General features: G+C 70.8%; 23 protein-coding genes, 1 tRNA gene and 1 riboswitch. Of the genes, 13 read left to right on the forward strand and 11 right to left on the reverse strand.

Annotation, left to right across the window (positions count from 1 at the left end; genetic code table 11):
* The first annotated feature begins 34 nt into the window (after nucleotides 1-34).
* Genes G9Q37_RS04180 through G9Q37_RS04190 form a run of 3 tightly spaced genes read left to right on the forward strand, consistent with a single transcriptional unit; the run spans nucleotide 35 to nucleotide 2,988 of the window.
* Nucleotides 35-1,024 carry a Bug family tripartite tricarboxylate transporter substrate binding protein gene (locus tag G9Q37_RS04180; protein ID WP_166224990.1) on the forward strand — a complete coding sequence of 330 codons (990 nt, stop codon included), beginning with the start codon at nucleotides 35-37 and terminating at the stop codon, nucleotides 1,022-1,024.
* A gap of 33 nt (nucleotides 1,025-1,057) precedes the next feature.
* Nucleotides 1,058-2,059, forward strand: a complete 1,002-nt coding sequence (locus tag G9Q37_RS04185) for an amidohydrolase family protein (protein ID WP_166224992.1) — start codon at nucleotides 1,058-1,060, stop codon at nucleotides 2,057-2,059.
* Nucleotides 2,060-2,067: 8 nt separating this feature from the next.
* The gene (locus tag G9Q37_RS04190; protein ID WP_166224995.1) at nucleotides 2,068-2,988 is read left to right on the forward strand and encodes an SMP-30/gluconolactonase/LRE family protein; all 921 of its coding nucleotides are present in this window, start codon (nucleotides 2,068-2,070) and stop codon (nucleotides 2,986-2,988) included.
* Nucleotides 2,989-3,009: 21 nt separating this feature from the next.
* Here the strand turns inward: G9Q37_RS04190 and G9Q37_RS04195 are convergent, their stop codons facing one another.
* The gene (locus G9Q37_RS04195) at nucleotides 3,010-3,600 is read right to left on the reverse strand and encodes a peroxidase-related enzyme (RefSeq protein WP_166224998.1); all 591 of its coding nucleotides are present in this window, start codon (nucleotides 3,598-3,600) and stop codon (nucleotides 3,010-3,012) included.
* An 88-nt stretch (nucleotides 3,601-3,688) separates the two neighbouring features.
* On the opposite strand from G9Q37_RS04195, the gene G9Q37_RS04200 reads away from it, so the two are divergent.
* Complete coding sequence (locus G9Q37_RS04200) at nucleotides 3,689-4,075, forward strand: carboxymuconolactone decarboxylase family protein (RefSeq protein WP_166225001.1); 387 nt, start codon at nucleotides 3,689-3,691, stop codon at nucleotides 4,073-4,075.
* A 35-nt stretch (nucleotides 4,076-4,110) separates the two neighbouring features.
* Entirely contained in the window at nucleotides 4,111-5,079 is a 969-nt protein-coding gene (locus tag G9Q37_RS04205) for a Bug family tripartite tricarboxylate transporter substrate binding protein (protein WP_240936625.1), read from the forward strand.
* 12 nt (nucleotides 5,080-5,091) lie between these two features.
* Here G9Q37_RS04205 and G9Q37_RS04210 read toward each other — a convergent pair whose 3' ends face one another.
* Entirely contained in the window at nucleotides 5,092-5,646 is a 555-nt protein-coding gene (locus tag G9Q37_RS04210) for a PAS and helix-turn-helix domain-containing protein (RefSeq protein WP_166225007.1), read from the reverse strand.
* Between the two features lie 81 nt (nucleotides 5,647-5,727).
* On the opposite strand from G9Q37_RS04210, the gene G9Q37_RS04215 reads away from it, so the two are divergent.
* The 3 genes from G9Q37_RS04215 (at nucleotide 5,728) to G9Q37_RS04225 (ending at nucleotide 7,855) form a co-directional block, all read left to right on the forward strand.
* Nucleotides 5,728-6,435: a CoA transferase subunit A gene (locus tag G9Q37_RS04215; protein WP_166225010.1), complete on the forward strand. Its 708-nt coding sequence runs from the start codon at nucleotides 5,728-5,730 to the stop codon at nucleotides 6,433-6,435.
* Nucleotides 6,436-6,437: 2 nt separating this feature from the next.
* Nucleotides 6,438-7,076, forward strand: coding sequence for a CoA transferase subunit B (locus G9Q37_RS04220; RefSeq protein ID WP_166225013.1), 639 nt, complete (start codon nucleotides 6,438-6,440; stop codon nucleotides 7,074-7,076).
* Nucleotides 7,077-7,105: 29 nt separating this feature from the next.
* Nucleotides 7,106-7,284, forward strand: a riboswitch (yybP-ykoY riboswitch).
* A 4-nt stretch (nucleotides 7,285-7,288) separates the two neighbouring features.
* The gene (locus G9Q37_RS04225) at nucleotides 7,289-7,855 is read left to right on the forward strand and encodes a TMEM165/GDT1 family protein (RefSeq protein WP_166225015.1); all 567 of its coding nucleotides are present in this window, start codon (nucleotides 7,289-7,291) and stop codon (nucleotides 7,853-7,855) included.
* A 37-nt stretch (nucleotides 7,856-7,892) separates the two neighbouring features.
* On the opposite strand, the gene G9Q37_RS04230 is transcribed toward G9Q37_RS04225, so the two are convergent.
* Nucleotides 7,893-7,966, reverse strand: a tRNA-Gly gene (locus G9Q37_RS04230).
* Between the two features lie 38 nt (nucleotides 7,967-8,004).
* Here G9Q37_RS04230 and G9Q37_RS04235 point away from each other — a divergent pair.
* A complete protein-coding gene (locus tag G9Q37_RS04235) occupies nucleotides 8,005-9,312 on the forward strand; it encodes an Hsp70 family protein (RefSeq protein ID WP_166225018.1) in 1,308 nt (435 codons plus the stop codon).
* 37 nt (nucleotides 9,313-9,349) lie between these two features.
* On the opposite strand, the gene G9Q37_RS04240 is transcribed toward G9Q37_RS04235, so the two are convergent.
* Complete coding sequence (locus G9Q37_RS04240; RefSeq protein WP_166225021.1) at nucleotides 9,350-10,954, reverse strand: gamma-glutamyltransferase family protein; 1,605 nt, start codon at nucleotides 10,952-10,954, stop codon at nucleotides 9,350-9,352.
* 7 nt (nucleotides 10,955-10,961) lie between these two features.
* Nucleotides 10,962-12,440, reverse strand: coding sequence for an NAD-dependent succinate-semialdehyde dehydrogenase (locus tag G9Q37_RS04245; RefSeq protein WP_166225024.1), 1,479 nt, complete (start codon nucleotides 12,438-12,440; stop codon nucleotides 10,962-10,964).
* Nucleotides 12,441-12,689: 249 nt separating this feature from the next.
* Between G9Q37_RS04245 and alaS the strand changes: the two genes are divergently transcribed.
* Nucleotides 12,690-15,311: an alanine--tRNA ligase gene (alaS, locus tag G9Q37_RS04250; RefSeq protein ID WP_166225027.1), complete on the forward strand. Its 2,622-nt coding sequence runs from the start codon at nucleotides 12,690-12,692 to the stop codon at nucleotides 15,309-15,311.
* A 21-nt stretch (nucleotides 15,312-15,332) separates the two neighbouring features.
* Here the strand turns inward: alaS and G9Q37_RS04255 are convergent, their stop codons facing one another.
* A complete protein-coding gene (locus G9Q37_RS04255) occupies nucleotides 15,333-16,238 on the reverse strand; it encodes a hypothetical protein (protein WP_166225030.1) in 906 nt (301 codons plus the stop codon).
* A 231-nt stretch (nucleotides 16,239-16,469) separates the two neighbouring features.
* Between G9Q37_RS04255 and G9Q37_RS04260 the strand changes: the two genes are divergently transcribed.
* Nucleotides 16,470-17,429 carry a hypothetical protein gene (locus G9Q37_RS04260; protein WP_166225033.1) on the forward strand — a complete coding sequence of 320 codons (960 nt, stop codon included), beginning with the start codon at nucleotides 16,470-16,472 and terminating at the stop codon, nucleotides 17,427-17,429.
* On the opposite strand, the gene G9Q37_RS04265 is transcribed toward G9Q37_RS04260, so the two are convergent.
* From G9Q37_RS04265 to G9Q37_RS04285, 5 genes are all read right to left on the reverse strand, one after another.
* Nucleotides 17,375-18,325 carry a pseudouridine synthase gene (locus G9Q37_RS04265; protein WP_166225036.1) on the reverse strand — a complete coding sequence of 317 codons (951 nt, stop codon included), beginning with the start codon at nucleotides 18,323-18,325 and terminating at the stop codon, nucleotides 17,375-17,377. The genes G9Q37_RS04260 and G9Q37_RS04265 overlap by 55 nt on opposite strands.
* Nucleotides 18,298-19,041, reverse strand: coding sequence for a tRNA (guanosine(46)-N7)-methyltransferase TrmB (trmB, locus tag G9Q37_RS04270; RefSeq protein WP_166225039.1), 744 nt, complete (start codon nucleotides 19,039-19,041; stop codon nucleotides 18,298-18,300). The genes G9Q37_RS04265 and trmB overlap by 28 nt, the downstream gene beginning before the upstream one ends.
* A 28-nt stretch (nucleotides 19,042-19,069) precedes the next feature.
* Entirely contained in the window at nucleotides 19,070-19,963 is an 894-nt protein-coding gene (gluQRS, locus tag G9Q37_RS04275; protein WP_166225042.1) for a tRNA glutamyl-Q(34) synthetase GluQRS, read from the reverse strand.
* 1 nt (nucleotide 19,964) lies between these two features.
* Nucleotides 19,965-21,068 (reverse strand): NAD(P)/FAD-dependent oxidoreductase, encoded by a 1,104-nt coding sequence (locus G9Q37_RS04280; RefSeq protein WP_166225045.1) that lies wholly within the window; start codon nucleotides 21,066-21,068, stop codon nucleotides 19,965-19,967.
* 64 nt (nucleotides 21,069-21,132) lie between these two features.
* A complete protein-coding gene (locus tag G9Q37_RS04285) occupies nucleotides 21,133-22,086 on the reverse strand; it encodes a LysR family transcriptional regulator (RefSeq protein WP_166225048.1) in 954 nt (317 codons plus the stop codon).
* A 136-nt stretch (nucleotides 22,087-22,222) separates the two neighbouring features.
* On the opposite strand from G9Q37_RS04285, the gene G9Q37_RS04290 reads away from it, so the two are divergent.
* Nucleotides 22,223-22,924 (forward strand): pirin family protein, encoded by a 702-nt coding sequence (locus tag G9Q37_RS04290; protein WP_166225050.1) that lies wholly within the window; start codon nucleotides 22,223-22,225, stop codon nucleotides 22,922-22,924.
* Between the two features lie 54 nt (nucleotides 22,925-22,978).
* Nucleotides 22,979-23,386 (forward strand): DoxX family protein, encoded by a 408-nt coding sequence (locus G9Q37_RS04295; RefSeq protein ID WP_166225052.1) that lies wholly within the window; start codon nucleotides 22,979-22,981, stop codon nucleotides 23,384-23,386.
* The last annotated feature ends 14 nt before the right edge of the window (nucleotides 23,387-23,400 follow it).

Here is a 23,400-nt window from a genome sequence, read left to right on the forward strand (position 1 = left end):
GCCTGAGCGCGCCCGGGTTCCCGAGGAGACAAACATGCAGAGACAACGGGGGCGCGTTCGCGTCCTGGCCCCGCTCGGCCTGGCTGCCTTGATGATGGGCCTGGGCGGTGCCCAGGCCCAGACGCCCGCTTGGCCGGCCAAGCCGGTGCGGCTGGTGGTGGGCTTCGCTGCCGGCGGCCCCACCGATGTGGTGGCCCGCGGATTCGCCGAGCAGGCGGGCCGGGGCCTGGGTCAACCGGTGGTGGTGGACAACCGGCCGGGGGCCAACACCATCATCGCGGCCGAGGCCGTGGCCAGCGCCAGCGATGGCCACACCTTGCTGATGGCCGCGACCAACCACACCATGATCCCGGCGCTCTACAGCGCGCGGATCAAGTTCGACGCCGTGCGCTCGTTCAAGCCGGTGTGTCGCATCGCCAGCGCGCCCACGGTGCTGGTGGTCGGCCCTGCGCTGGCGGTCAAGAGCCTGGGTGAGTTCGTCGAACGCGCCAAGGCCACGCCGCTGGGCATCACCTACGCCACGCCGGGCATCGGCAGTTCGGTGCATTTCGCCAGCGAGCTGTTCGCCCGGCAGGCGGGCGTGAAGCTCACCCACGTGCCTTACAAGGGTGCCGCACCCGCCGTGGCCGATGTGCTGTCCGGTCAGGTCGATGCCTCGTTCGCCACGCTCGGGTCGGTGCTGCCGCTGATCAAGTCCGGCCAGCTCACCGCGCTGGCGCTGGCGCACCCGCAGCGATCGCCGCAGTTGCCGGGCGTGCCCACCTTCGCCGAGGCCGGCTTCAAGGACTATGCGGCCGACGCCTGGTACGGCCTGCTGGCACCGGCCAGCACACCCGAGTCGGTGATGGCCTTGCTGCAGCGTGAAGCGCGCGCCTACGCAACCTCGACCACGGGCGGTGACAAGCTGCGCTCGCTGGGCATGGAGCCCCAGGTGCAGTGCGGTGAAGCCTTCGCGCGCGACGTGGCCCGTGAGACGGCGCTGTGGACGCAGATGGCGCAGCAACTCAAGCTCAAGGTCGATTGAGACCTTCCGGCCCACCCGACACAGGAGACTCGCATGAAAACCTTCCCCCTGGATACCGCGCGCCGACGCCTGGTGGTGGCCCTGGGCGGCGCCGCTTCACTGGCCGGGCTGGGTGGCCTGGGTGGTTGCGCCACGGGGGGCGCGCCCGCGGCTGCGGCAACGCCCGCCACGCCGCCCCAGCCCGCGCCGACCACCGTGCCGCATTCCGCCGGCAGCGCCGTGCCGCGCTCGGCCATGCCCGCACTGGCCTGCGACTGCCATCACCACATCTACGACCGGCGCTACCCCGCGCACCCCTCGGCCACGCTGTTGCCCGATGACGCCAGCGTGGCCGACTACCGCCTGTTGCAGCAGCGCCTGGGCCTGCAGCGCCATGTGGTGGTCCAGCCCTCGACCTTTGGCACGGACAACCGCCTGCTGGTCGACGCGCTCAAGGCCTTCGGGCCGACTGCGCGCGGCGTGGCCGTGGTGGACACCAGCGTCACCGACGCCCAACTGCGCGACCTGCACGCCGCCGGCGTGCGCGGCATCCGTTTCAACCTGAGCTTCCTGGTCGGCATCGGTCCGGAGATGATGGAGCCCCTGGCCCGCCGCATTGCGCCCCTGGGCTGGCACCTGCAGGTCAACGGCAGCGCCGACCGGCTGCTGGCCGCGGCCGACACGCTGCAGCGCCTGGCCTGCCCGGTGGTGTTCGACCACATGGGGCAACTGCCCCAACCGCAAGGGCTCAAACACCCGGCCTTCGGCCTCTATGCCCGCCTGCTCGACGCCGACAAGGCCTGGTTCAAGCTGTCCGGCCCTTACCTCACCAGCAAGAAACCCGACTTGTCCGACGCGGGCGTGGTCGCGCGCGCCCTGATCGGTCTGGCGCCGGAGCGCATGGTTTGGGGCAGCGACTGGCCGCACCCGACCAAGAAGGCCGACGAAAAGCCCGACGATGCGGCGCTGCTCAACCTGCTCGATGATTGGGCGCCCACCGCTGCGATCCGCCAGCGCATCCTGGTCGAAAACCCGGCCAAGCTCTACGCCTTCTGAGACCCGCCATGCTGCTGTTGAACCCGCCCGACATCCGTTCGCTCGACGTCTTCACGGTCTTGCCCGAGCGCTTCCGCCAGCGCCGGCGCACGGCGTGGAGCGACGCCAACCTGGGCGGGCGCGAGGTCGACTCGTTCCTGGAAGGACCGGTGTTCGACGACGCCGGCAACCTCTACGTGACCGACATCCCGTTCGGCCGCGTGTTCCGCATCGACCCGCAAGGCGAGTGGGCGCTGGTGGCGCAGTGGGACGGCGAGCCCAACGGCATGAAGTTCCTCAACAGCACCGAGCTGCTGGTGACCGACTACCGCAACGGCCTGATGGTGGTGGACAGCCGCAGCGGCGCGGTGCGGCCTTACCTGGGCCGGCGCAACACCGAGGCGTTCAAAGGGCTCAACGACCTGACCTTCGACAGCCAGGGCAACCTCTACTTCACCGACCAGGGCCAAACCGGTCTGCACGACCCCACGGGCCGCGTTTACCGGCTCAGCCCGTCGGGCCGGCTCGACCCGTTGCTGGTCAATGTGCCCAGCCCCAACGGCATCGTGCTGTCGCCCGACGAGAGGTTTTTGTTCGTCGCGGCCACGCGCGGCAACTGCGTGTGGCGCATGCCCTTGCTCGCCGATGGTGGCGTGGCCAAGGCGGGTCAGTTCTTCACCTCCTACGGCCCTAGCGGGCCCGATGGCCTGGCCATGGACCAGGGGGGCCGGCTGCTGGTGGCCAATCCCGGGCTGGCCTATGTGTGGGTGCTCAACCACCGGGCCGAGCCGGTTGAGGTGTTGCGCACCGACGCCGGTGCCTCACTGACCAACCTGGCCTTCGGCGGGCCCGATCGCAAGACGCTGTACTGCACCGAGTCGGTGAGCGGCTCCATCCTGCGCATCGGCATGGACCAGCCCGGCCTGCCGCTGGCGCGCGGCCCGGGCTGAGCCGGCGCAGCGCGTCTGTACTCAGGCCGCGGGCTTGGCCTTGGGCACGCGGCCCAGCAGGTAGAACTCGGGGTTGGGCAGCATGCCGGTGACGTTGGCCATGCGGTTCGAGAGACCGAAGAACGCGGTGATGGCGGTGATGTCCCAGATGTCTTCGTCGTCGAAGCCGTGCGCATGCAGCGCGTCCATGTCGGCGTCTTCCACCTCGTGCGAGGCCAGGCAGACCTTCATCGCGAAGTCGAGCATGGCGCGCTGGCGCGGCGGGATGTCGGCCTTGCGGTGGTTCACCGCCACCTGGTCGGCCAGCAGCGGCTTCTTCTCGTAGATGCGCAGGATCGCGCCGTGCGCCACCACGCAGTACAGGCAGTGGTTGGCCGCGCTGGTGGCGGTCACGATCATCTCGCGCTCGCCCTTGGTGAGGCTGCCGGTTTCCTTGAGCATGAGCGCGTCGTGGTAGGCGAAGAAGGCGCGCCACTCGGCAGGCCGGCGCGCGAGCGCCAGGAACACGTTGGGAATGAAGCCCGATTTCTCCTGCACCTCGAGGATGCGGGCCTGGATGTCCGGGGGCAGGGCGTTGAGGTCGGGCAGGGGGTAGCGGTTCTTCTGGGGCATGGGGTGTCTCCGGGTTGAGGCGCCCGCCAGTATCGGCGAGGCCTGCGGTATCGTTGCGCCCGTCCGCGACAACCCTGCCCACCCTCCCATGAACCTGCCCGACGATCCCGAATTCCAGCGCGGCCTGGCCGCCCGCACCGAAGTCATGGGCGAAAGCTTCGTTGCCAACGCCTTCGGCAACATGACGCCTTTCACCGAGCCCATGCAGCACCACATCACGCGCCGCGCCTGGGGCGACGTGTGGCAGCGCGGCGTGCTCGACCGCAAGACCCGCAGCCTGATCACCGTGGCCATGCTCACCGCGCTGGGCCGCCAGCACGAGCTCAAGGGCCACGTGCGCGGCGCGCTCAACAACGGCGCCACGGCCCAGGAATTGCAGGAGGTTCTGCTGCACGCCGCCGTGTACTGCGGCATTCCCACCGCGGTGGACGCCTTCCGCACCGCCGCGAGCGTGGTCGACGGCGAGTCCGCCTGATCCATTTTCTTGTTCCCGAACGGAGGTTTCCGATGATGCGTTCTTTCTCCCTCAGCCGCCGCGTGGCGGTGCTGGCCGCGCTGGCGCTGGGCACCGGCCTGGCGCAGGCCCAGTCCGCCACCACCCGCATCCTGGTGGGCTTTCCGCCCGGCGGCGGCACCGACGCCATCGCGCGCATCCTGGCCGAGAAGCTGCAGCCCGAGCTGGGCCACCCGGTGGTGGTGGACAACAAGCCCGGCGCGGGCGGCCAGCTCGCGGGCCAGGCGCTCAAGGCCGCGCCGGCCGACGGCGCCACGGTGTTCCTGAGCCACGACCACAGCGTCTCTATCCTGCCGCTGACCATGAAGAACCCCGGCTTCGACCCGTCCAAGGACTTCGTGCCCGTGGCCGGCTTCGCCACCTTCGTGAACGCGGTGGCGCTGTCGGGGGGCACGCCCGCGCGCGACCTCAAGGCCTGGATCGACAGCGTGAAAGCCGCGGGCGGCAAGAGCACCGTGGGCATCCCCGCGCCCGCGTCCACGCCGCAGTTCGCGGTGCAGGTGATCGGCAAGCAGTTCGGGCTCGACCTGGTGGCCGCACCCTACCGCGGCAGCGCGCCCATGATGAGCGACATGCTGGGCAACCAGATTCCGGCCGGCGTGGGCTCGGTGCCCGACTTCATCGAGAACCACAAGTCGGGCAAGCTGCGCGTGGTGGCCGTGATGGGCACCCAGCGCCAGTCCGCGCTGCCCGACGTGCCGACCTTCACCGAGCTCGGCATCAAGGGCTTCGAGGACGTGCCGTACTACGGCATCTTCGCGCCCGCGGGCACGCCGCAGGCCGCCATCGACCGCCTCGCGGCCGGCGTGCAGAAGGTGATTGCCATGCCTGAGGTGCGCGAGAAGCTCGCGGCCATGGGCCTGACCGTGGGCTACATGAGCGGCGCCGAGCTCGGCAAGCGCGAGACCGCCTACCGCAGCGTGTGGGCGCGCATCATCAAGGACAGCGGCTTCCAGCCGCAGTGAGACCGGCGCGCCTCAGCCGGCCATGAGCCGGTGCACCAGGTCCGGCGTGCTGTGGGCCTGGTACTTGCGCATCAGCCGCGCGCGGTGCACCTCCACCGTGCGGTGGCTGATGGCCAGCAGCTTGCCGATCTGCTTGCTCGTGAGGCCGTCCATGATGAGCGCGGCCACCTCGCGCTCGCGCGCGGTGAGCTCGGCGCGCACCGGGCGGTGCGAGCTCAGGTCTTCGAAGCTCCAGATGCCGGCCGCGTGCGGCGCGCTGCGGTCCACGGCGCGGCCGGTCACGTGGCACCAGAAGGTCTCGCCGGCGTGCCGGCCGCCCACCCGCTTCATGATGCGGTTGTCGGCGTAGGTGCCGCTGCGCCCGAGCAGCGGGGCCATGCGCGCGCCCAGGCGCTCGTACTCGTCGGCGCTGGGGTAGAGGATCTGGAAACTCTGGCCCACGAGCTGTTCGCGCGTGGCGCCGAACATGTCGCACAGCGCCTGGTTGCAGTCGACCATGGTGCGCTCGCGCGACAGCGCCAGGCCCACCGGGGCCAGGTCGAACGCGAGCCGGTAGTCGATGTCCATCGGGTTGCCCTTTACGAAATACTACGTAATGCGCTACGTAGTATCGTTGCGCTTTCCCCCAGACCCAACGGAGGCAAACCCGTGAACAAGATCTACCCCAGCGCGGCCGCCGCGCTCCAGGGCGTGGTCGCCGATGGCCAGCTCATGGCCGTGGGCGGTTTCGGCCTGTGCGGCATTCCCGAAGCGCTCATCGACGCGCTGCGCGACAGCGGCGTGAAGAACCTCACCGTCATCTCCAACAACGCGGGCGTGGACGGCTTCGGCCTGGGCAAGCTGCTCGACACGCGCCAGATCAAGAAGATGATCAGCAGCTACGTGGGCGAGAACAAGGAGTTCGAGCGCCAGTACCTCGCCGGTGAGCTCGAGCTCGAGTTCACGCCGCAGGGCACGCTGGCCGAGAAGCTGCGCGCCGGCGGCGCGGGCATTCCGGCCTTCTTCACCAAGACCGGCGTCGGCACCATCGTGGCCGAGGGCAAGGAGCTGCGCGAGTTCGACGGCGAAACCTACGTGATGGAGCGCTCGCTGGTGCCCGCGGTCTCGCTCGTGAAGGCGCACCGCGCCGACAAGAGCGGCAACCTGCAGTTCCGCTACACCGCGCGCAACTTCAACCCCGCGGTGGCCATGGCCGGCAAGGTCTGCATCGTCGAGGTCGAGGAGATCGTCGAGACCGGCGAACTGCACCCCGACCAGGTCCACCTGCCGGGCATCTACGTGCACCGCATCGTGCTCAATGCCTCGCCCGAGAAGCGCATCGAGAAACGCACCATCACCGAAAAGGCAGGAGTCTGACCATGCCCTGGACCCAGGACCAGATGGCCGCGCGCGCGGCCCAGGAACTCGAAGACGGCTTCTACGTGAACCTCGGCATCGGCATTCCCACGCTGGTGGCCAACCACGTGCCCAGCACCAAAGAGGTCTGGCTGCAGAGCGAGAACGGCATGCTGGGCATCGGCCCGTTCCCCACGGAAGACGAGGTCGACGCCGACCTCATCAACGCCGGCAAGCAGACCGTGACCACCATCAAGGGCTCGTCGATCTTCGGCAGCCACGACAGCTTCGCGATGATCCGCGGCGGCAAGATCAACCTGTCCATCCTCGGCGCCATGCAGGTGAGCGAGCACGGTGACCTCGCCAACTGGATGATCCCGGGCAAGATGGTCAAGGGCATGGGCGGCGCCATGGACCTCGTGGCCGGCGTGCCGCGCGTGATCGTGCTCATGGAGCACGTGGCGAAGAAGAAGGACGGCACCGAGGACCTGAAGATCCTGCCCAAGTGCACGCTGCCGCTCACGGGCGTGGGCGTGGTCGACCGCATCATCACCGACCTCGGCGTGATGGACGTGACGCCGCAAGGCCTCAAGCTCGTCGAGACCGCCCCGGGCGTCACGCGCGAGTTCATCCAGAGCAAGACCGGCGTCACGCTGTTCTGATCGACACCCCGGCGGGTATACTCGCCGCTTCACCCGTCATTGGGGAGTAGCCGCCCGGCGTTCCAAGCGCCGGGGTTCGCGTCAACAGACTTGGCCCGCAGGCCATGGCGCGAACAGCCTCCAGCCTGGCAAGACCTTTGACCACACCGCCTCCGCATGTGCCGGGGAGGCGGCGTGGTCTTTTGGTTTTTCGCCGGCCATCGGAGTTTTCCTTGGAAGCCTTCCTCATTTCCACCGGCATCGTCGCGCTCGCCGAAATGGGCGACAAGACGCAGCTGCTGTCGCTCGTGCTCGCGGCGCGTTTCAAGCGGCCCTGGCCGATCGTCGCGGGCATCTTCGTGGCCACCATCCTCAACCACGCGCTCGCGGGCGCGGCGGGCGCCTGGATCATGGCGGCCGTGGGCCCGACGGTGATGCGCTGGGTGCTGGGCCTGTCCTTCATCGCGATGGCGGTGTGGATGCTGATTCCCGACAAGCTCGACGAAGGCGAGGTCAAGGCCAGCCGCGGCCTGGGCGTGTTCGCGGCCACCACCTGGGCCTTCTTCCTGGCCGAGATGGGCGACAAGACGCAGATCGCGACCATCGCGCTGGGCGCGCAGTACGCGCCGCTGTTCGCGGTGGTGGTGGGCACCACGCTGGGCATGATGCTGGCGAATGCGCCCGTGGTGTTCTTCGGCGACGCGATCACGCGCCGCGTGCCGATCAAGCTGGTGCACACGGTTGCCGCGCTGATCTTCGCGGTGCTGGGCGTGATGGCTCTGCTGGGCGTGGGGGCCTGAAAAAGAAACAGGCCCCGGAAGGGGCCTGTGGCGTGTGTGGAGCGGGTGAAGGGAATCGAACCCTCGTATGAAGCTTGGGAAGCTGCCGTTCTGCCATTGAACTACACCCGCATCGGGCGCCGATTCTACTGGCTAGAATCCGCGCCCCCATGTCCGCATCCGCCCCCCACCGTCCCTTCTGCGCCATCGACTTCGGCACTTCCAACTCGGCCATCGCGCTGTCCTCGCCCGGGGGCGGCGCGGCCCTGATCCCGGTCGAGGGCGCCGAGTGCACCATGCCCACCGCGGTGTTCTACGGCGTCGAGGGCCTGGCGCCGCACGAGCCGCCACAACGCCTGTTCGGCCGCCAGGCCCTGGCCGCGTACGTCGAGGGTCACGAGGGCCGGCTGATGCGCTCGATGAAGAGCGTGCTCGGATCGCCGCTGGCCGAGCAGAGCACCGACGTGGGTGAAGGCCGCTCGGTGCGGTACCTGGACGTGGTGTCGGGCTACCTGCAGCACCTCAAGTCGCTCGCCGAACGGCGCGCGGGTGCGCCGCTGGAGCGCGCCGTGCTGGGCCGGCCGGTGTTCTTCGTCGACGGCGATCCGGCGCGCGATGCGCAGGCGCAGCACACGCTCGAACAGGCGGCGCGTTCGGTGGGCCTGCGCGAGCTGAGCTTCCAGTACGAGCCGATCGCCGCCGCGCTCGACCACGAGCAGGGCATCGACCGCGAACAGCTCGTTCTGGTGGCCGACATCGGCGGCGGCACCTCGGACTTCTCGCTGGTGCGTGTGGGGCCCGAGCGCCGCCGCCGCGCGGACCGCAAGGACGACATCCTGGCCAACCACGGCGTGCACACCGCGGGCACCGACTTCGACCGCCAGGTCGAGCTCGCGGCCATCCTGCCGGTCTGCGGCTACCGCGGCCTGGGCCCGGCGCGCGCCGACGGGCCGCCGCGCGAGGTGCCCAGCCGGGTGTACTTCGACCTCGCCACCTGGCACCTCATCAACACCGTCTACAGCGCGCCGCGGGTGGCCGAGCTGCGCCGCATGCGCGATTTCTACGGCGACCCGCGCCAGCACCAGCGGCTGATGCGCGTGGTGGACGAGCGCCTGGGCCATGGCCTGCTGGGCCTGGCCGAAGCGGCCAAGATCGCCGTGGCGCAGGGCGGCGACACGGTCATCGACCTGTCGCGGCTCGAGGCCGGGCTGCGGGCGGGCTTCGACGAAGCGGCTGCACTCAAGGCGCTCGACGCGGAACTGCAGCGCATTGAAGACGCGGCCGATGAAACCCTGGCCCTCGCGGGCGTGAACGCCGGCGCGGTGGACGCGGTGTACTTCACCGGCGGCTCCACCGGCTTTCGCCCGCTTACCGAGCGCATCGCCGCGCGCGTGCCCGCGGCGCAGGCCCTGCACGGCGACCGCAACGCCAGCGTGGCCCAGGGGCTGGGCGTGCACGCTCAGCGGGTGTTCGCCTGAGGCGGCGACGGGCCTTGGGCCCGCGCGCCAGGGGCGCTCAGAACCCCACGGCCTGCCCGTCGCGGCGCGCATCGCTCGCGGCCACGTAGCCGTCGGCAAGGTCGTCGCTCAGGCGCGCGATGAACTGGCCGCTGCCGAAGTCGAGGTAACTGTCGGCCGCGGGTTCGAAGCGGTGGCCCAGGGCCTTCAGGCCGTCGCGCAGCGCCGGGTCCATGGTGGATTCGAAGTCCACGTTCAGGCCCTGGCCCCACTTCCAGCGCGGCGCGTCGCACGCGGCTTGCGGCTGCTGGCCGTGCACCAGCATGCGCACCAGCGTCTGCACGTGGCCTTGCGGCTGCATGTTCGCGCCCATCACGCCGAAGCCCATCACGGGCTGGCCGTTGCGCGTCAGGAAGCCCGGGATGATGGTGTGGAAGGGCCGCTTGCCCGGCGCCACCTGGTTGGGGTGGCCGTCCTGCAGCGTGAAGCCGTGGCCGCGGTTCTGCAGGCTGATGCCCCAGCCTGGCACCACCACGCCGCTGCCGAAGCCCAGGTAGTTCGACTGGATGAAGCTCACCATGCGGCCCTGCGCGTCGGCCGCGGTGAGGTAGATGGTGCCGCCGCGCGGGGGCTGGCCCGGGCCGGGGTCGATCGCGCGTGTCGGGTCGATCAGGCGCGCGCGCTCGCGCAGGTAGGCCGGGTCGAGCAGGTCCTGCGTGCGCACCTCGGTCATGTAGCGCTCGTCGCCCACCCAGCGGTAGGTGTCGGCGAAGGCGAGCTTGATGGCCTCGATCTGCAGGTGCTGGCCTTCGACGCTGTCGGGCCCGAAGCGGCCGATGTCGAGCTGTTCGAGCATGCCCAGCGCCATCAGCGCGGCGATGCCTTGGCCGTTGGGCGGCAGCTCGTGCACCGTGTGGCCGGCAAAGCCCATTTCGATCGGCCTGACCCACTGCGGGGTGTGGGCCGCGAGGTCGCTCGCGCGCAGCTGCGCGCCGTGCTCGCGCGCGAAGGCTTCGATGGCCTGTGCGATCTCGCCGCGGTAGAAGGCCTCGCCGCGCGTGGCCGCGATGGCGCGCAGCGCACGGCCCGCGTCGGCGAAGACGAAGCGCTCACCCGTGGCGGGCGCGCGCCCGCGCGGCAGGAAGGCCTGCGCGAAGCCGGGCTGGTTCTGCAGCAGCGGCACGGCGCGGGCCCATTTGTCGGCCACGATGCCGCCCACCGCATGGCCGCGCTCGGCGAGCTCGATCGCGGGCTCCATCAGGTCGGCGAAGGGCAGGGCGCCGAAGCGCTCGGACAGCGCGGCCCAGCCCGCGACCGCGCCGGGCACGGTCACGGCGTCGAAGCCGCGCAGCGGGATCTGGCCGTGCTTGTCGCGGAAGTAGGCCGGGCTCCAGCCCGCGGGCGCCTGGCCCGAGGAGTTCATGCCGTGCAGGCCCTGTCCGTCCCACACGATGGCGAAGTTGTCGCTGCCCAGGCCGTTGGACACCGGCTCGACGACGGTGAGCGCGGCCGCGGCCGCGATGGCCGCGTCGATCGCGTTGCCGCCCTTGAGCAGCATGCGCAGGCCGGCCTGCGCCGCCAGCGGCTGCGAGGTGGCGACCACGTTCCTCGCCATCACGGGCGAGCGCAGGGTGGGGTAGGGGTTGGTCCAGTCGAACTTCATCGTGACGTCACTTGAGCACGTCGCCGAGGCACAGGTATTTGATCTCCACGTAGTCGTCCATGCCGTGGTGCGAACCCTCGCGGCCCAGGCCCGACTGCTTCACGCCGCCGAAGGGCACGTGTTCGGTGGCCAGGATGCCCACGTTGATGCCCACCATGCCGTACTCGAGCGCCTCGCTCACGCGGAAGATGCGGCCCACGTCGCGGCTGTAGAAGTAGCTCGCGAGGCCGAACTCGGTGTTGTTCGCGGCGGCGATGGCTTCCTGCTCGGTCTCGAACTTGAAGACCGGCGCGAAGGGGCCGAAGGTTTCTTCGCGCGCGCAGAGCATGTCGGCCGTGGCGTCGGCCACCACCGTGGGCTCGAAGAACTGGCCCTGCAGCTTCTTGCCGCCGGTGAGCACGCGGCCGCCCTTGGCCACCGCGTCCTGCACGTGGCGCTGCACCTTCTCCACCGCCGCGTCCTCGATCAGCGGGCCCTGCACCACGCCGTCCTCGAAGCCGTTGCCCACCTTGAAGGCCTTGACCTTGGCGGCGAACTTCTGCACGAACTGCTCGTACACGCCGGCCTGCACGTAGAGGCGGTTGGCGCACACGCAGGTCTGGCCCGCGTTGCGGTACTTGCTCGCGATCGCGCCCTCCACGGCCGAGTCGATGTCGGCGTCGTCGAAGACGATGAAGGGCGCGTTGCCGCCGAGCTCCAGGCTGAGCTTCTTCACCGTGGGCGCGCACTGCGCCATCAGGATGCGGCCGACCTCGGTGGAGCCGGTGAAGCTCAGGTGGCGCACGGTGTCGCTTGCGCACAGCACCTTGCCCACGGCGATGCTCTGTTGCGCATCGGCCGTGATCACGTTGAGCACGCCGGCCGGAATGCCCGCGCGCACCGCGAGTTCGGCCGCGGCGAGCGCGGTCAGCGGCGTGAGCTCGGCCGGCTTGATCACCACCGGGCAGCCCGCGGCCAGCGCGGGCGCGACCTTGCGCGTGATCATGGCCAGGGGGAAGTTCCACGGCGTGATGGCCGCGCACACGCCGATGGGCTGCTTGAGCACCAGCAGGCGGCGGTTGGGGTCGAAGGTGGGCAGGGTTTCGCCGTTGACGCGCTTGGCCTCTTCGGCGAACCACTCGACAAAGCTCGCCCCGTAGGCGATTTCGCCCTTGCCCTCGGCAAAGGGCTTGCCCTGCTCGGCCGTGAGGATGCGGCCCAGGTCTTCCTGGTTCGCCATCAGCAGGTCGTACCACTTGCGCAGGATGCCCGCGCGTTCCTTGGCGGTCTTGGCACGCCAGGCCGGCCAGGCCTTGTCGGCCGCGGCGATGGCGGCCTCGGCGTCGGCCGGGCCGAGGTTGGCCACGTCGGCCAGCTTCAGGCCGGTGGCCGGATCGTGCACGTCGAAGCGCGCGCCGCCCTTGGCCCACTGGCCGTTGATGAGGCCGTCGGTCTTGAGCAGGGTCGGGTCCTTGAGCAGGGCCAGGGGGGAGGTTTTCATGTCCATGGGCGTCGTCTCCGTCGGTTCGCGAGCTGGGGGAATCGGGTAAATATTTAACTTGTTAAATATTTCGGGCGCCATTGTGCCGCCATTGCGCCCACGAGCATAGCCCCCGACCCGCGCCGGGGCGGTGCCAGCGGCGACTGCCCGCCCGGTGCCCGTGGTTTTCCCTGGGCTGGCCGGGCCCGCCCCGCATGTTGGAAAATAGCGGGTTCGCGTGCGCGGCACGCGCCCCTTCCGATCCCAAAGGCCCCCATGACCCGTCCCGTCTCCGTCGCCGACATCCGCAAGAGCTTTCTGGACTTCTTCGCTTCCAAGGGCCACACCGTGGTCGCGTCCAGCCCGCTGGTGCCGGGCAACGACCCCACGCTGATGTTCACGAACTCGGGCATGGTGCAGTTCAAGGACGTGTTCCTGGGCACCGACAAGCGCCCCTACGTGCGCGCGGCCTCCGTGCAGGCCTGCCTGCGCGCCGGCGGCAAGCACAACGACCTCGAGAACGTGGGCTACACCGCGCGCCACCACACCTTCTTCGAGATGCTGGGCAACTGGAGCTTCGGCGACTACTTCAAGCGCGAGTCGCTCAAGTGGGGCTGGGAGCTGCTGACCGAGGTCTACGGCCTGCCCAAGGAACGCCTGCTGGCCACCGTCTACATCGACGACGACGAGGCGTACGACATCTGGACGAAAGAGATCGGCCTGCCGCCCGAGCGCGTGATCCGCATCGGCGACAACAAGGGCGGCAAGTACAAGAGCGACAACTTCTGGATGATGGCCGACACCGGCCCCTGCGGCCCCTGCTCGGAGATCTTCTACGACCACGGCCCGCACATCCCCGGCGGCCCCCCGGGCAGCCCCGAGGAAGACGGCGACCGCTTCATCGAGATCTGGAACCACGTGTTCATGCAGTTCGACATGAAGGAAGACGGCAGCGTGGTGAAGCTGCCCGCGCCCTGCGTGGACACCGGCATGGGCCTGGAGCGCCTGGCCGCCATCCTGCAGCACGTGCACAGCAACTACGAGATCGACATCTTCGACGCGCTGATCAAGGCCGCCGCGCGCGAGACGCACACCGCCGACCTCGCCAACCCCTCGCTCAAGGTCATCGCCGACCACATCCGCGCCACCAGCTTCCTGGTCAGCGACGGCGTGATCCCGAGCAACGAGGGCCGCGGCTACGTGCAGCGGCGCATCATCCGCCGCGCTATCCGCCACGGCTACAAGCTGGGCCAGAAGACACCGTTCTTCCACAAGCTGGTGCCGGTGCTGGTCGAACTCATGGGCGCGGCCTATCCCAACCTTGCGAAGCAGGCGCAGCGCATCACCGAGGTGCTCAAGACCGAAGAGGAGCGCTTCTACTTGACCCTGGCCAACGGCATGGAGATCCTCGACGGCGCGCTGGCGGGCGACCAGAAGGTGCTGCCCGGCGACGTGGCCTTCAAGCTGCACGACACCTACGGCTTCCCGCTCGACCTCACCAACGACGTCTGCCGCGAGCGCGGCGTGACGGTGGACGAGGCGGGCTTCCAGGCCGCCATGGAGCGCCAGAAGGCGCAGGCCCGCGCGGCCGGCAAGTTCAAGATGGACAAGGCGCTCGAGTACACGGGCGCGGGCAACCGCTTCGTGGGCTATGAAACGCTCGAATCGCCGGCCCAGGTGGTGGCGCTCTACCACGAGGGCACGCCGGTGCAGCAGCTCACGGCGGGCCAGAGCGGGGTGGTGGTGCTGGGCACCACGCCCTTCTACGCCGAGAGCGGTGGCCAGGTGGGCGACCAGGGCGAGATCGCCGCGAGCGGTGTGCGCTTCGAGGTCGCCGACACCCAGAAGATCAAGGCCGACGTGTTCGGCCACCACGGCAGCGTGGCCGAGGGCACGCTCAAGGTGGGCGACGCCGTGACCGCGCGCGTGGACACCGCGCTGCGCGCCGCCACGGTGCGCAACCACAGCGCCACCCACCTCATGCACAAGGCGCTGCGCGAGGTGCTGGGCGACCATGTGCAGCAGAAGGGCTCGCTCGTGAACGCCGAGCGCACGCGCTTCGACTTCGCGCACAACGCGCCGCTCACCGACGAGCAGATCCGCCGCATCGAGGCGATCGTGAACGCCGAGATCCTGGCCAACCCGGCCACCGAGGCGCGCCTGATGGACATCGAGTCGGCCCAGAAGACCGGCGCCATGATGCTGTTCGGCGAGAAGTACGGCGAGACCGTGCGCGTGCTCGACATCGGCAGCAGCCGCGAGCTCTGCGGCGGCACCCACGTGCAGCGCACCGGCGACATCGGCCTGTTCAAGGTGGTGGCCGAGGGCGGCGTGGCCGCGGGCGTGCGCCGCATCGAGGCCGTGACGGGCGAGAACGCACTGGCCTATCTGCAGTCGCTCGAGCGCACCGTGGCCCAGGCCGCGGGCGCGCTCAAGGCGCCGGTGGCCGAGCTCACCACGCGCGTGGGCCAGACGCTGGAGCAGATCAAGGCGCTCGAGAAAGAGATCGCCGCGCTCAAGGGCAGGCTGGCTTCGAGCCAGGGCGACGAGCTCGTGGGCCAGGCGGTGGACGTCAAGGGCATCAAGGTGCTGGCCGCCACGCTCGACGGCGCCGACGCCAAGACCCTGCGCGACACGCTGGACAAGCTCAAGGACAAGCTCAAGACCGCGGCCATCGTGCTGGCGGCCGTGGACGGCGGAAAGGTGCAACTGGCCGCGGGCGTCACGGCCGACAGCGTGGGCCGCGTGAAGGCCGGCGAACTGGTGAACTTCGTGGCCCAGCAGGTGGGCGGCAAGGGCGGCGGCAAGGCCGACATGGCCATGGCCGGCGGCACCGACCCGAGCGGTCTGGCCAAGGCGCTGGCCTCGGTGCAGGGCTGGGTGGCCGAGAAGGCCTGACCCCCAGGCCAGCCGGGCTGGTCAGCCCGGCTGGCCGATCGAATCGCGCAGGTCGGCCGGGCGCGAGGTCGCGAAGCCCAGGCGCCCGATCAGGAACAGCACATTGCGCAGCAGCCGCGCGAGTTGGGCGCGCGCTTCGCGCGAGTGCGCGGGCGCGCTGAGCTGGATCGAGGGCATGCGCGTTTCCACGGCGTCCTCGTCGCTGGCGGCGCTGCCGTAGTGCAGCAGCGGGTCCTTGCGCAGGGCCAGGCGGGCCTCCACGAGTTCCACCGCGCGTTCGAGCTTGCGCATGTCCTCGAAGCCGATGTCCCAGCACACCTGGCGGCCTTCGAGGCGCTCCACCACGCTGCAGCCCATGGGCAGCTCCCAGCGCTTGGGTTCCTGGCGGCCCGAGAAGAAGCGCCGTGCCTGCTCCCAAAGCGAACCGGTGTCGGCGGCGAAGTGTTCGAGCGTCTGGCGGATCTCGACCGCGAGGTCGCCCTGCGAGCCGGGGCCGGGCACCACCACCACGCCGTCGTTGTCCAGGCGCGCGCCGTCGACCGTGACGCGCTGAGGGTGCCAGCCCGCGGCCACCGACTGCGCGACGCCGCGCACCATCTCGCGCGCGCTCCAGGGCGCGAGCATGAGCGTGACGCCGCCGGCCTGCAGCCAGCGCAGGCCCACGGCCGCGTCGCTGCCGTCGCCGAGCAGGCGCTGCAGGGCCGTGGCCGCTTCGCGCTGGTCGTGGCGGCTGGCGCCCATGAGCACCACCACCACCAGCGCCTCGTTGCCCTTCATGGCCGGGGCGTTGCACACCATGCAGCGCACCTTGGCATCGGTGCGCGAGAACACGTCGCAGGTGGTTCGGGGGGGAAGTACCGCGCCGTCGTTGTTGAGCGTTTGCAGGACGGCGGCGGGGGTGTCGGTGTTGAGGCGGGGCATGGACATCGGGCGAGCGGCTCGCGGCGGGCCCCGACATCTTGGCTTGCGCGGCCCCGGGGCCGTTCGCGGGCGGTTCGTGCGGACGGTGGGGGCGACTGCCGGTCGCGCGCCGGGCGGCGCCAGGGCGGGGCCTGAGTCCTTAGTGTTCAGGTGCCCGTCAGGGCATCGTCATCGCGGGCCGGAACCGCCCCGCCGGGGCCCGGACTCAGGCGGTTCCTTCCACTCCCCCCTGTACCCATGAACGCTATCAGCCTGGGCGGCACCGGCCGCACGCAAGGCCAGGTGCCGGCAACGGCCGCTTCCTTTCCCCATCACCGCAACGGCGCCGAGACCGCCGGCACGGCGGTGCCGCAGCCGCTGGCCGCCGGTGATCTGTCCGGCCAGATCGAGCGCATCGACCAGTCCCTGCGCCAGGCCGGCCGCTGCGCCGAGGAAGCGGGCCACACCGTGGCCCGGCTGGCGGCGAGGCTCGGTGTCCTGCGCGAGCAGCAATCGGCGGCGCGCGCGGCCCGCGGGCGCGACAAGGACCAGCGGGACTATCTGCGACTGCAGATCGGCCTGTGTGAGCAGCAACTGAGCGAGGCCGAGCGCGACATCGTGGTGGCCCGCGCGTCCATGGAGGCCTTCGAAGCGCAACGGCACGCATGTGTCGCGGCGCTCGAACAGGCCCGGGCGCGCGCGCGTTCGCGCGAATCGGCGCCGGCGATCCGTCCTGTGCAGCCGCGGGATGCGGGGGGCGGCACCGCCGCCGCCCGGCCCCACGTGCTGCGGGCCGCGCGCGCGCGCACGAAGGCGGTGACCGAAGCGCGCGCCTCGGACGTCGCCGACAAGGGCAAGGACCGCATGGACCCCGTGTCCCCGACGCCGGTGATGCCGGTCGACGCGCCCCGCGACGAGGTGCGTTTCATGGCCGCGACCGCGCTGGGGGCGCTCGCCTTGGGCTTGATCGGCGTGTTGGTCGACCGCTCCGTGGGGCTGAAGATCGGCGAAGCGCACAGCATTGCGCCCACCTTTGCCCACCTCGGTGCCATGGGCAGCCTGAGCGCGCTGGTGGCCCGCGGGGAGCGCCTGGACACGCCGCTGCGCGTCACGGTGCTCGCGCTGATGGTGGGGCTCACCGCGCTGTTGATCGCGCAGGGGCTTCAGTCGGCGTCCGATGCCGCCGGTGCCGGCCAGTCCAGGCCCAGCCTGCTCTGAAAGCGCCGCGCCTGCCCCGTGACCGGGTCGGTGAAGGCGATGCCCTGTGCGAGCAGGCGCAGCGGCTCGGCGAAGTCCTCGGCCTCGTCGGGGCCGCGGCGCACGCGCGGGTAGAACCGGTCGCCGGCGATGGGCAGGCCCAGCGCGTCGAGGTGCACGCGCAGCTGGTGGCGCTTGCCGGTCAGGGGCTCGAGCGCGTAGCGCGCCCAGTCGCCGCGCACCTCGAGCCGCTCGATGCGCGTTTCGCTGTTGGCCTCGCCTTCGGTCTCGACCATGCGGAAGAAGGCCTCCACGTCTTCTTCGATGCGGCTGCGGCGCGTCTGCGGAAAGGCCTGCGCGGGGTCGTGCGGCGCGATCGCCTCGTAGCGCTTGTGCACCTGTCGGTCGCGGAACAGCGCGTGGTAGGCGTTGCGGTCCTGCGGCCGCAGGTTGAACACCACCAGGCCCGCGGTCTCGCGGTCGATGCGGTGGATGGGGTTGAGCGTGTCGATGCCGGTGCGCCGCTTCAGCCGCACCATGAGGCTGTGGCGTACGTATCGGCCCGTGGGGGTCACGGGCATGAAGTGCGGCTTGTCGGCCACCAGCAGGTGCTCGTCCTGGAACACGATGCGTTCTTCGAACGGGATCGCGGCCTCGCCCTCGATCTCGCGCCAGTAGTACAGGCGCGCGCCCGGCACGCAGGGCGCGTCGGCCGCCACGGGCCGGCCCTCGTCGTCGAGCACGTCGCCCTGGGCCAGGCGCTGCGCCCAGGCCAGCGGCGCCACCACGGGCAGCCGCTCGCTCAGGAACTGCAGCACCGAGCCCCAGGGCACAGGCTTGGCGAAGGGGATCGCGACGCAGCTCGGCGAGAGGCCTTCGCGCGTGGGGATCAGGGGGTTTTTGGGGCGGTGCGCCATACCAGGTCCCACACACCGTGGCCGAGCTTCAGGCCGCGATTCTCGAACTTGGTGAGGGGGCGGTAGTCGGGCTTGGGCGCGTAGCCGCCGTGTTCGTCGGACACCGTGTTGTGCAGCAGCGGCTCGGCGCGCAGCACCTCGAGCATCTGCTCGGCGTAGGGCTGCCAGTCGGTGGCCAGGTGCAGGTAGCCGCCGGGCTTGAGCTTTCTGGCCAGCCGGTTCACGAACGGTCCCTGGATCAGCCGGCGCTTGTGGTGCTTGGTCTTGTGCCAGGGGTCGGGAAAGAAGATGTGCACGCCGTCCAGGCTGGCCTCGCCGAGCATGTGGTCGAGCACCTCGACCGCGTCGTGCCGCACGATGCGGATGTTGTCCAGGCCGCCGTCGCCCGCGAGCTTGAGCAGCGCGCCCACGCCGGGCTCGTGCACCTCGCAGCACAGGAAGTTGTCTTCGGGCCGCACGCTGGCGATGTGCGCGGTGGCGCCACCCATGCCGAAGCCGATCTCGAGCACCAGCGGCGCATCGCGGCCGAAGGCGGCGCGCGCGTCGAAGGGGCGCTCTTTGTCGAAGGGCAGCAGCAGGCGCGGGCCGTACTGCTCGTAGGCCTTGGCCTGGGCGGTGGTGGTGCGGCCGGCGCGCAGCACGTAGCTCTTGACCTGGCGCAGGTAGGGCACGTCGGTGGGCGGGGTGCGCGGCTGCGCGTGGCGGGGATCGGTCATGGGAAGGCGGCCTTGAAGGGCCGGGATTTTAGGCGGGCCGGCGCTGCGCCCAGGCCGCGGTCCAGGCGGCGGTCCAGCTGGCCAGGGCATCGGGCAGCGGGCCGCTGGCCGCGGGCAGGCCCAGGGCCTGCGCGGCCGCGTTCAGCGCGGCCAGCGGCTCGCGCAGGTCGAGCGGCTGGGCGCCGTTCTGCTTGCTCAGCTTTTCGCCGTTGTCGCCCAGCACCAGCGGCGTGTGCAGGTATGCGGGCGTGGGCAGGCCGAGCGCGCGCTGCAGCAGGATCTGGCGCGGCGTGTTGTCGGCCAGGTCTTCGCCGCGCACCACGTGGGTGATGCCCTGGTCGGCGTCGTCGACCACCACCGCGAGCTGGTAGGCCCAGAGGCCGTCGGCGCGCCGCACGATGAAGTCGCCGACGGCGCGCGCCACGTCCTGCGTCTGCGGGCCCAGGCGGCGGTCGGTCCAGGCCACCTCGGCCTGTGCCGGCACCCGAAAGCGCCAGGCGCGTGCGGGCCGCCCGGCCAGGCCGCCGCGTTCGGGCCGGCAGGTGCCGGGGTAGGGCGCTGCGGCGTGGCGCTCGCGCGGCGTGCCCGCGGCCTGCAGCGCGCGTTCGATGTCCTGGCGCGTGCAGGCGCAGGCGAAGGCGTCGCCCTGGGCGAGCAGGCGATCGAGCGCGGCCTGGTAGGCGGCACCGCGCGCCGATTGCCAGCGCACCGGCTCGTCGCTCAGGAGGCCGCAGGCGGCGAGCTGTTCGAGGATGAGCGTGTCGGCGCCAGGCACGCAGCGCGGGCCGTCCACGTCTTCGATGCGGACCAGCCAGGCGCCGCGGTGGGCGCGGGCGTCGAGCCAGCTCGCGAGTGCGGCCACCAGCGAGCCCGCGTGCAGCGCGCCCGTGGGCGAAGGGGCGAAGCGGCCGCGGTAGGACACCTCAGGCCAGGGCCAGCGCGAGCTCCAGGCCCGAGACGAAGGCGTCTTCGACGCGGTGGCCCAGGCACCAGTCGCCGCACAGGCCGATGCCCAGCGCCGCGTCGAGCAGGTGGCTGCGGCCCAGCGGGGTCTGGGTCTGCGCGTAGCGCCAGCGGTGCACCACGGCGTGCGGCGGCGTGGCGCGGATGCCCGTGATCTCGGCAAAGCCCTTGAGCAGCTTGGCTTTCACGCGCTCGGGGTCGTCTTCGAGGTGCTTGGTCGACCAGGCCGGGCTGGCCTGCACGGTCCAGCGCTCGATCGGGTCGCGCCCAGGCTTGCTCGATTCGCGCGCCAGCCAACTGATGCGGTGGTGCGTGCTGCGCGCCGCGCTCCACTGCGGGCCCAGGTGGGCCAGGCCGGGCTGCATGGCCTGCGGGAAAGCGACCATGAGCGTCCAGCACGGCGCCACGTGCACGGGCGTGAGCGCCTGGCGCAGCGCGGGCGCCACGCCCGAGGCGAGCAGCAGGTCGTGCGCCTGCGGGTGCGGGATGGCGAGCAGCACGCGGTCGAAGCCGCCAAGCACGCGCTGGCCGCCGTCGCCGCCCGTGCTGTCTTCGCAGCGCAGCTGCCACTGGCCGGGGTGCAGGGCGTCGGCTTCGATGCGGCTGACGCGGGTGTTGAGCAGGGTCTGCGCGGGCAGGCCGCCGTGCTGCTCGGGGTGCAGCAGCGGCTGGGCCCAGAGCGTGACCAGCGCGTTCATGCCCGGCGCGGCCACGAAGTGCGGCTCGGTGGGCGGCGGTGCGCTGGCCAGCACGTGGCCGAAGGCGTCGAGCACGCGCACGGTGCTGGCGCTCCAGGCGCGCACCGCGCTGGTGGCGGTGGCGCGCAGCACGCGCTCGAAGCGCTCGTCGCGGACGGTGAAGTACTGCACGCCGTGGTCGAAGCCGCCGAACTCGGTGCGGCGCGTGGCCATGCGGCCACCGAAGCCGCGGCTCTTTTCGAGCAGGGTGACGCGGTGGCCGGCCTGCAGCAGGGTGCGCGCGCAGGCCACGCCGGCCATGCCGGCGCCCACCACGGCGAAATGGAGCGATTCGGAAGCGCGAGCGGTCGGGCTGGATCGTTTCATGGCGTTGGGCGTGCGAGGGTGGGGCGACTGTAGCAGCGCGCTCCGGCGCGCCGCCATGGGGCCTTCACTGCTGGTGGTGGCGGTTGAGCAGCGCGTCGCGCGTGCGCTCGTGCTTGAGCTGGTCGAGCCACCAGCGCAGCGCGCGGCCGCTGTCGCCGGCCACGCGCGTGCTGTGCCAGCCATAGGCCACGCGGATCTGGCGCTCGGTCTGCTGCACCGACTTCACCACCAGCCGGCCCGCGGCGATGTAGGGCTGGGCCAGCGGCAGCGGCAGAAAGCCCGAGCCCAGGCCGCGCAGCTGGGCCTCGAGCTTGTGGTGCATGGTGGGCACGGTGAGCACGTCCTGTCCGGGCAGCAGGTTGTGGCTCATGCCGCGGCCGCGCTGCGTGCTGTCGGCCACGGCCACGGCGCGGTGGGGGCGGATGTCCTGCTCGCTCAGGCTGCCTTCCACCGCAGCCAGCGGGTGGTGCGGCGCCACGGCGTAGACGAAGCTCACGCTGCCCAGCGTGGCCGACTGCAGGCCGGGCGAGGAAATCTGCGCCGCGATGCCCAGGGCGAGGTCGGCCAGGCCGTTCTGCAGCACCTCGAGCGTGCCCGACAGGGTTTCCGAGCGGATGCGCAGCTGCGTGGGCGCGCCGGTGGCGTAGAAGGCCTCGCAGAGCTCGAACAGGGTGTCGCGCGCGATCAAGGCGTCGGCCGCGATGGTGAGCTGCGGCTCCCAGCCCGTGGCCACGCGCTTGACGCGCTGGGCCACGGCGTCGAGTTCGTTGAGCAGGTACTCGCCCGCGCGCAGCAGCTCGGCGCCGGCCGGCGTGAGCACGGCGCGCCGGGCGCTGCGGTCGAACAGCAGCACGTCGAGCGCGTCCTCGATCTGGCGCACGCGGTAGGTCAGGGCGCTGGGCACCATGCCCAGTTCGCGCGCCGCCGCGGCCATGCTGCCCAGGCGCGACACGGCTTCGATCAGGGCCAGGTTGTCGGCCGACAGGGCGCTGCGCGGGATGGTGCCAGAGGTGGGCATGGCGGGTTCAATCGTTCAAATGATTTGAATGATGCCATCAAATCGCTGCGAACCCGGTGCGGGGGCGCACGCCCAGAATTCATACCCATGCCGGTCCCGTACCGGCCCGTTCAACCCCTCACCAGGAGCCCCAGCCATGATGCAGATCCGCCGTTCCGACGCCCGTGGTTACGCCGACCACGGCTGGCTCAAGAGCTACCACTCGTTCTCCTTTGCCAACTACTTCGACCCGGCCTGGATGGGCTGGGGCAACCTGCGCGTGATCAACGAGGACCGCATCGCCCCGGGCACCGGCTTCGGCACGCACGGCCACCGCGACATGGAGATCATCAGCTACGTGCTGCACGGCAACCTCGCGCACAAGGACAGCATGGGCAACGTCAAGGGCATTCCGCCCGGCGACGTGCAGCGCATGAGCGCGGGCAGCGGCGTGATGCACAGCGAGTTCAACCACGCGCCCAACGACACCACGCATTTCCTGCAGATCTGGATCGAGCCGAACCAGCGCGGCATTGCCCCGAGCTACGAGCAAAAGGGCTTTGCCGAGGCCGAGAAGCGCGGCCGCCTGCGCCTGGTCGCCTCGCCCGACGGCGCCGAGGGCTCGGTGAAGATCCACGCCGACGCCGCGATGTACGCGGGCCTGTTCGACGGCGCCGAGCAGGCCTCGCTCGAACTGAACCCGGCCCGCAAGGCCTATGTGCACCTGGTGCGCGGCGCGCTCGAGGTCAATGGCGAGCAGCTTTCGGCGGGCGACGCCGCCGTGATGGACGGCGAAGCCGCGCTGCACCTGGCCAAGGGCCGCGACGCCGAAGTGCTGGTGTTCGACCTCGCACGCTGATTGTTTTTTTCCCGGTCCCCTTTTTTCTTTTCACCCCTTCTCAAGGACTCAGCCATGAACGCACTGCAAAACCCCCTGTCCCTGATCGGCCGCATCCTGCTGGCCATCCTGTTCGTGCCCGCGGGCTTCAGCAAGATCGGCGGCTTCGCCGGCACCGTGGGCTACGCCACGGCCATGGGCCTGCCCGCGCCCACCGTGGGCGTGGCTGCCGCGCTCGTGATCGAGCTGTTCGGCGGCCTGGCGCTGCTGATCGGCTACCGCACCCGCGTGGCCGCCATCGCACTGGCCGTGTTCACGCTGGTGGCGAGCTTCTTCTTCCACGCCTACTGGGCCGTGCCGGCCGAGCAGCAGATGGTGCAGCAGCTGATGTTCTTCAAGAACATCGCCATCGTCGGCGGCCTGCTGGCCTTTGCGGCCTTCGGCGCCGGCGGCTTCAGCCTCGACGCCAAGCGTGGCCAGTGATTTCCCTCAACCCT

The sequence above is a fragment of the Hydrogenophaga crocea genome (assembly GCF_011388215.1).
Classification (GTDB): Bacteria; Pseudomonadota; Gammaproteobacteria; order Burkholderiales; family Burkholderiaceae_C; genus Hydrogenophaga; species Hydrogenophaga crocea.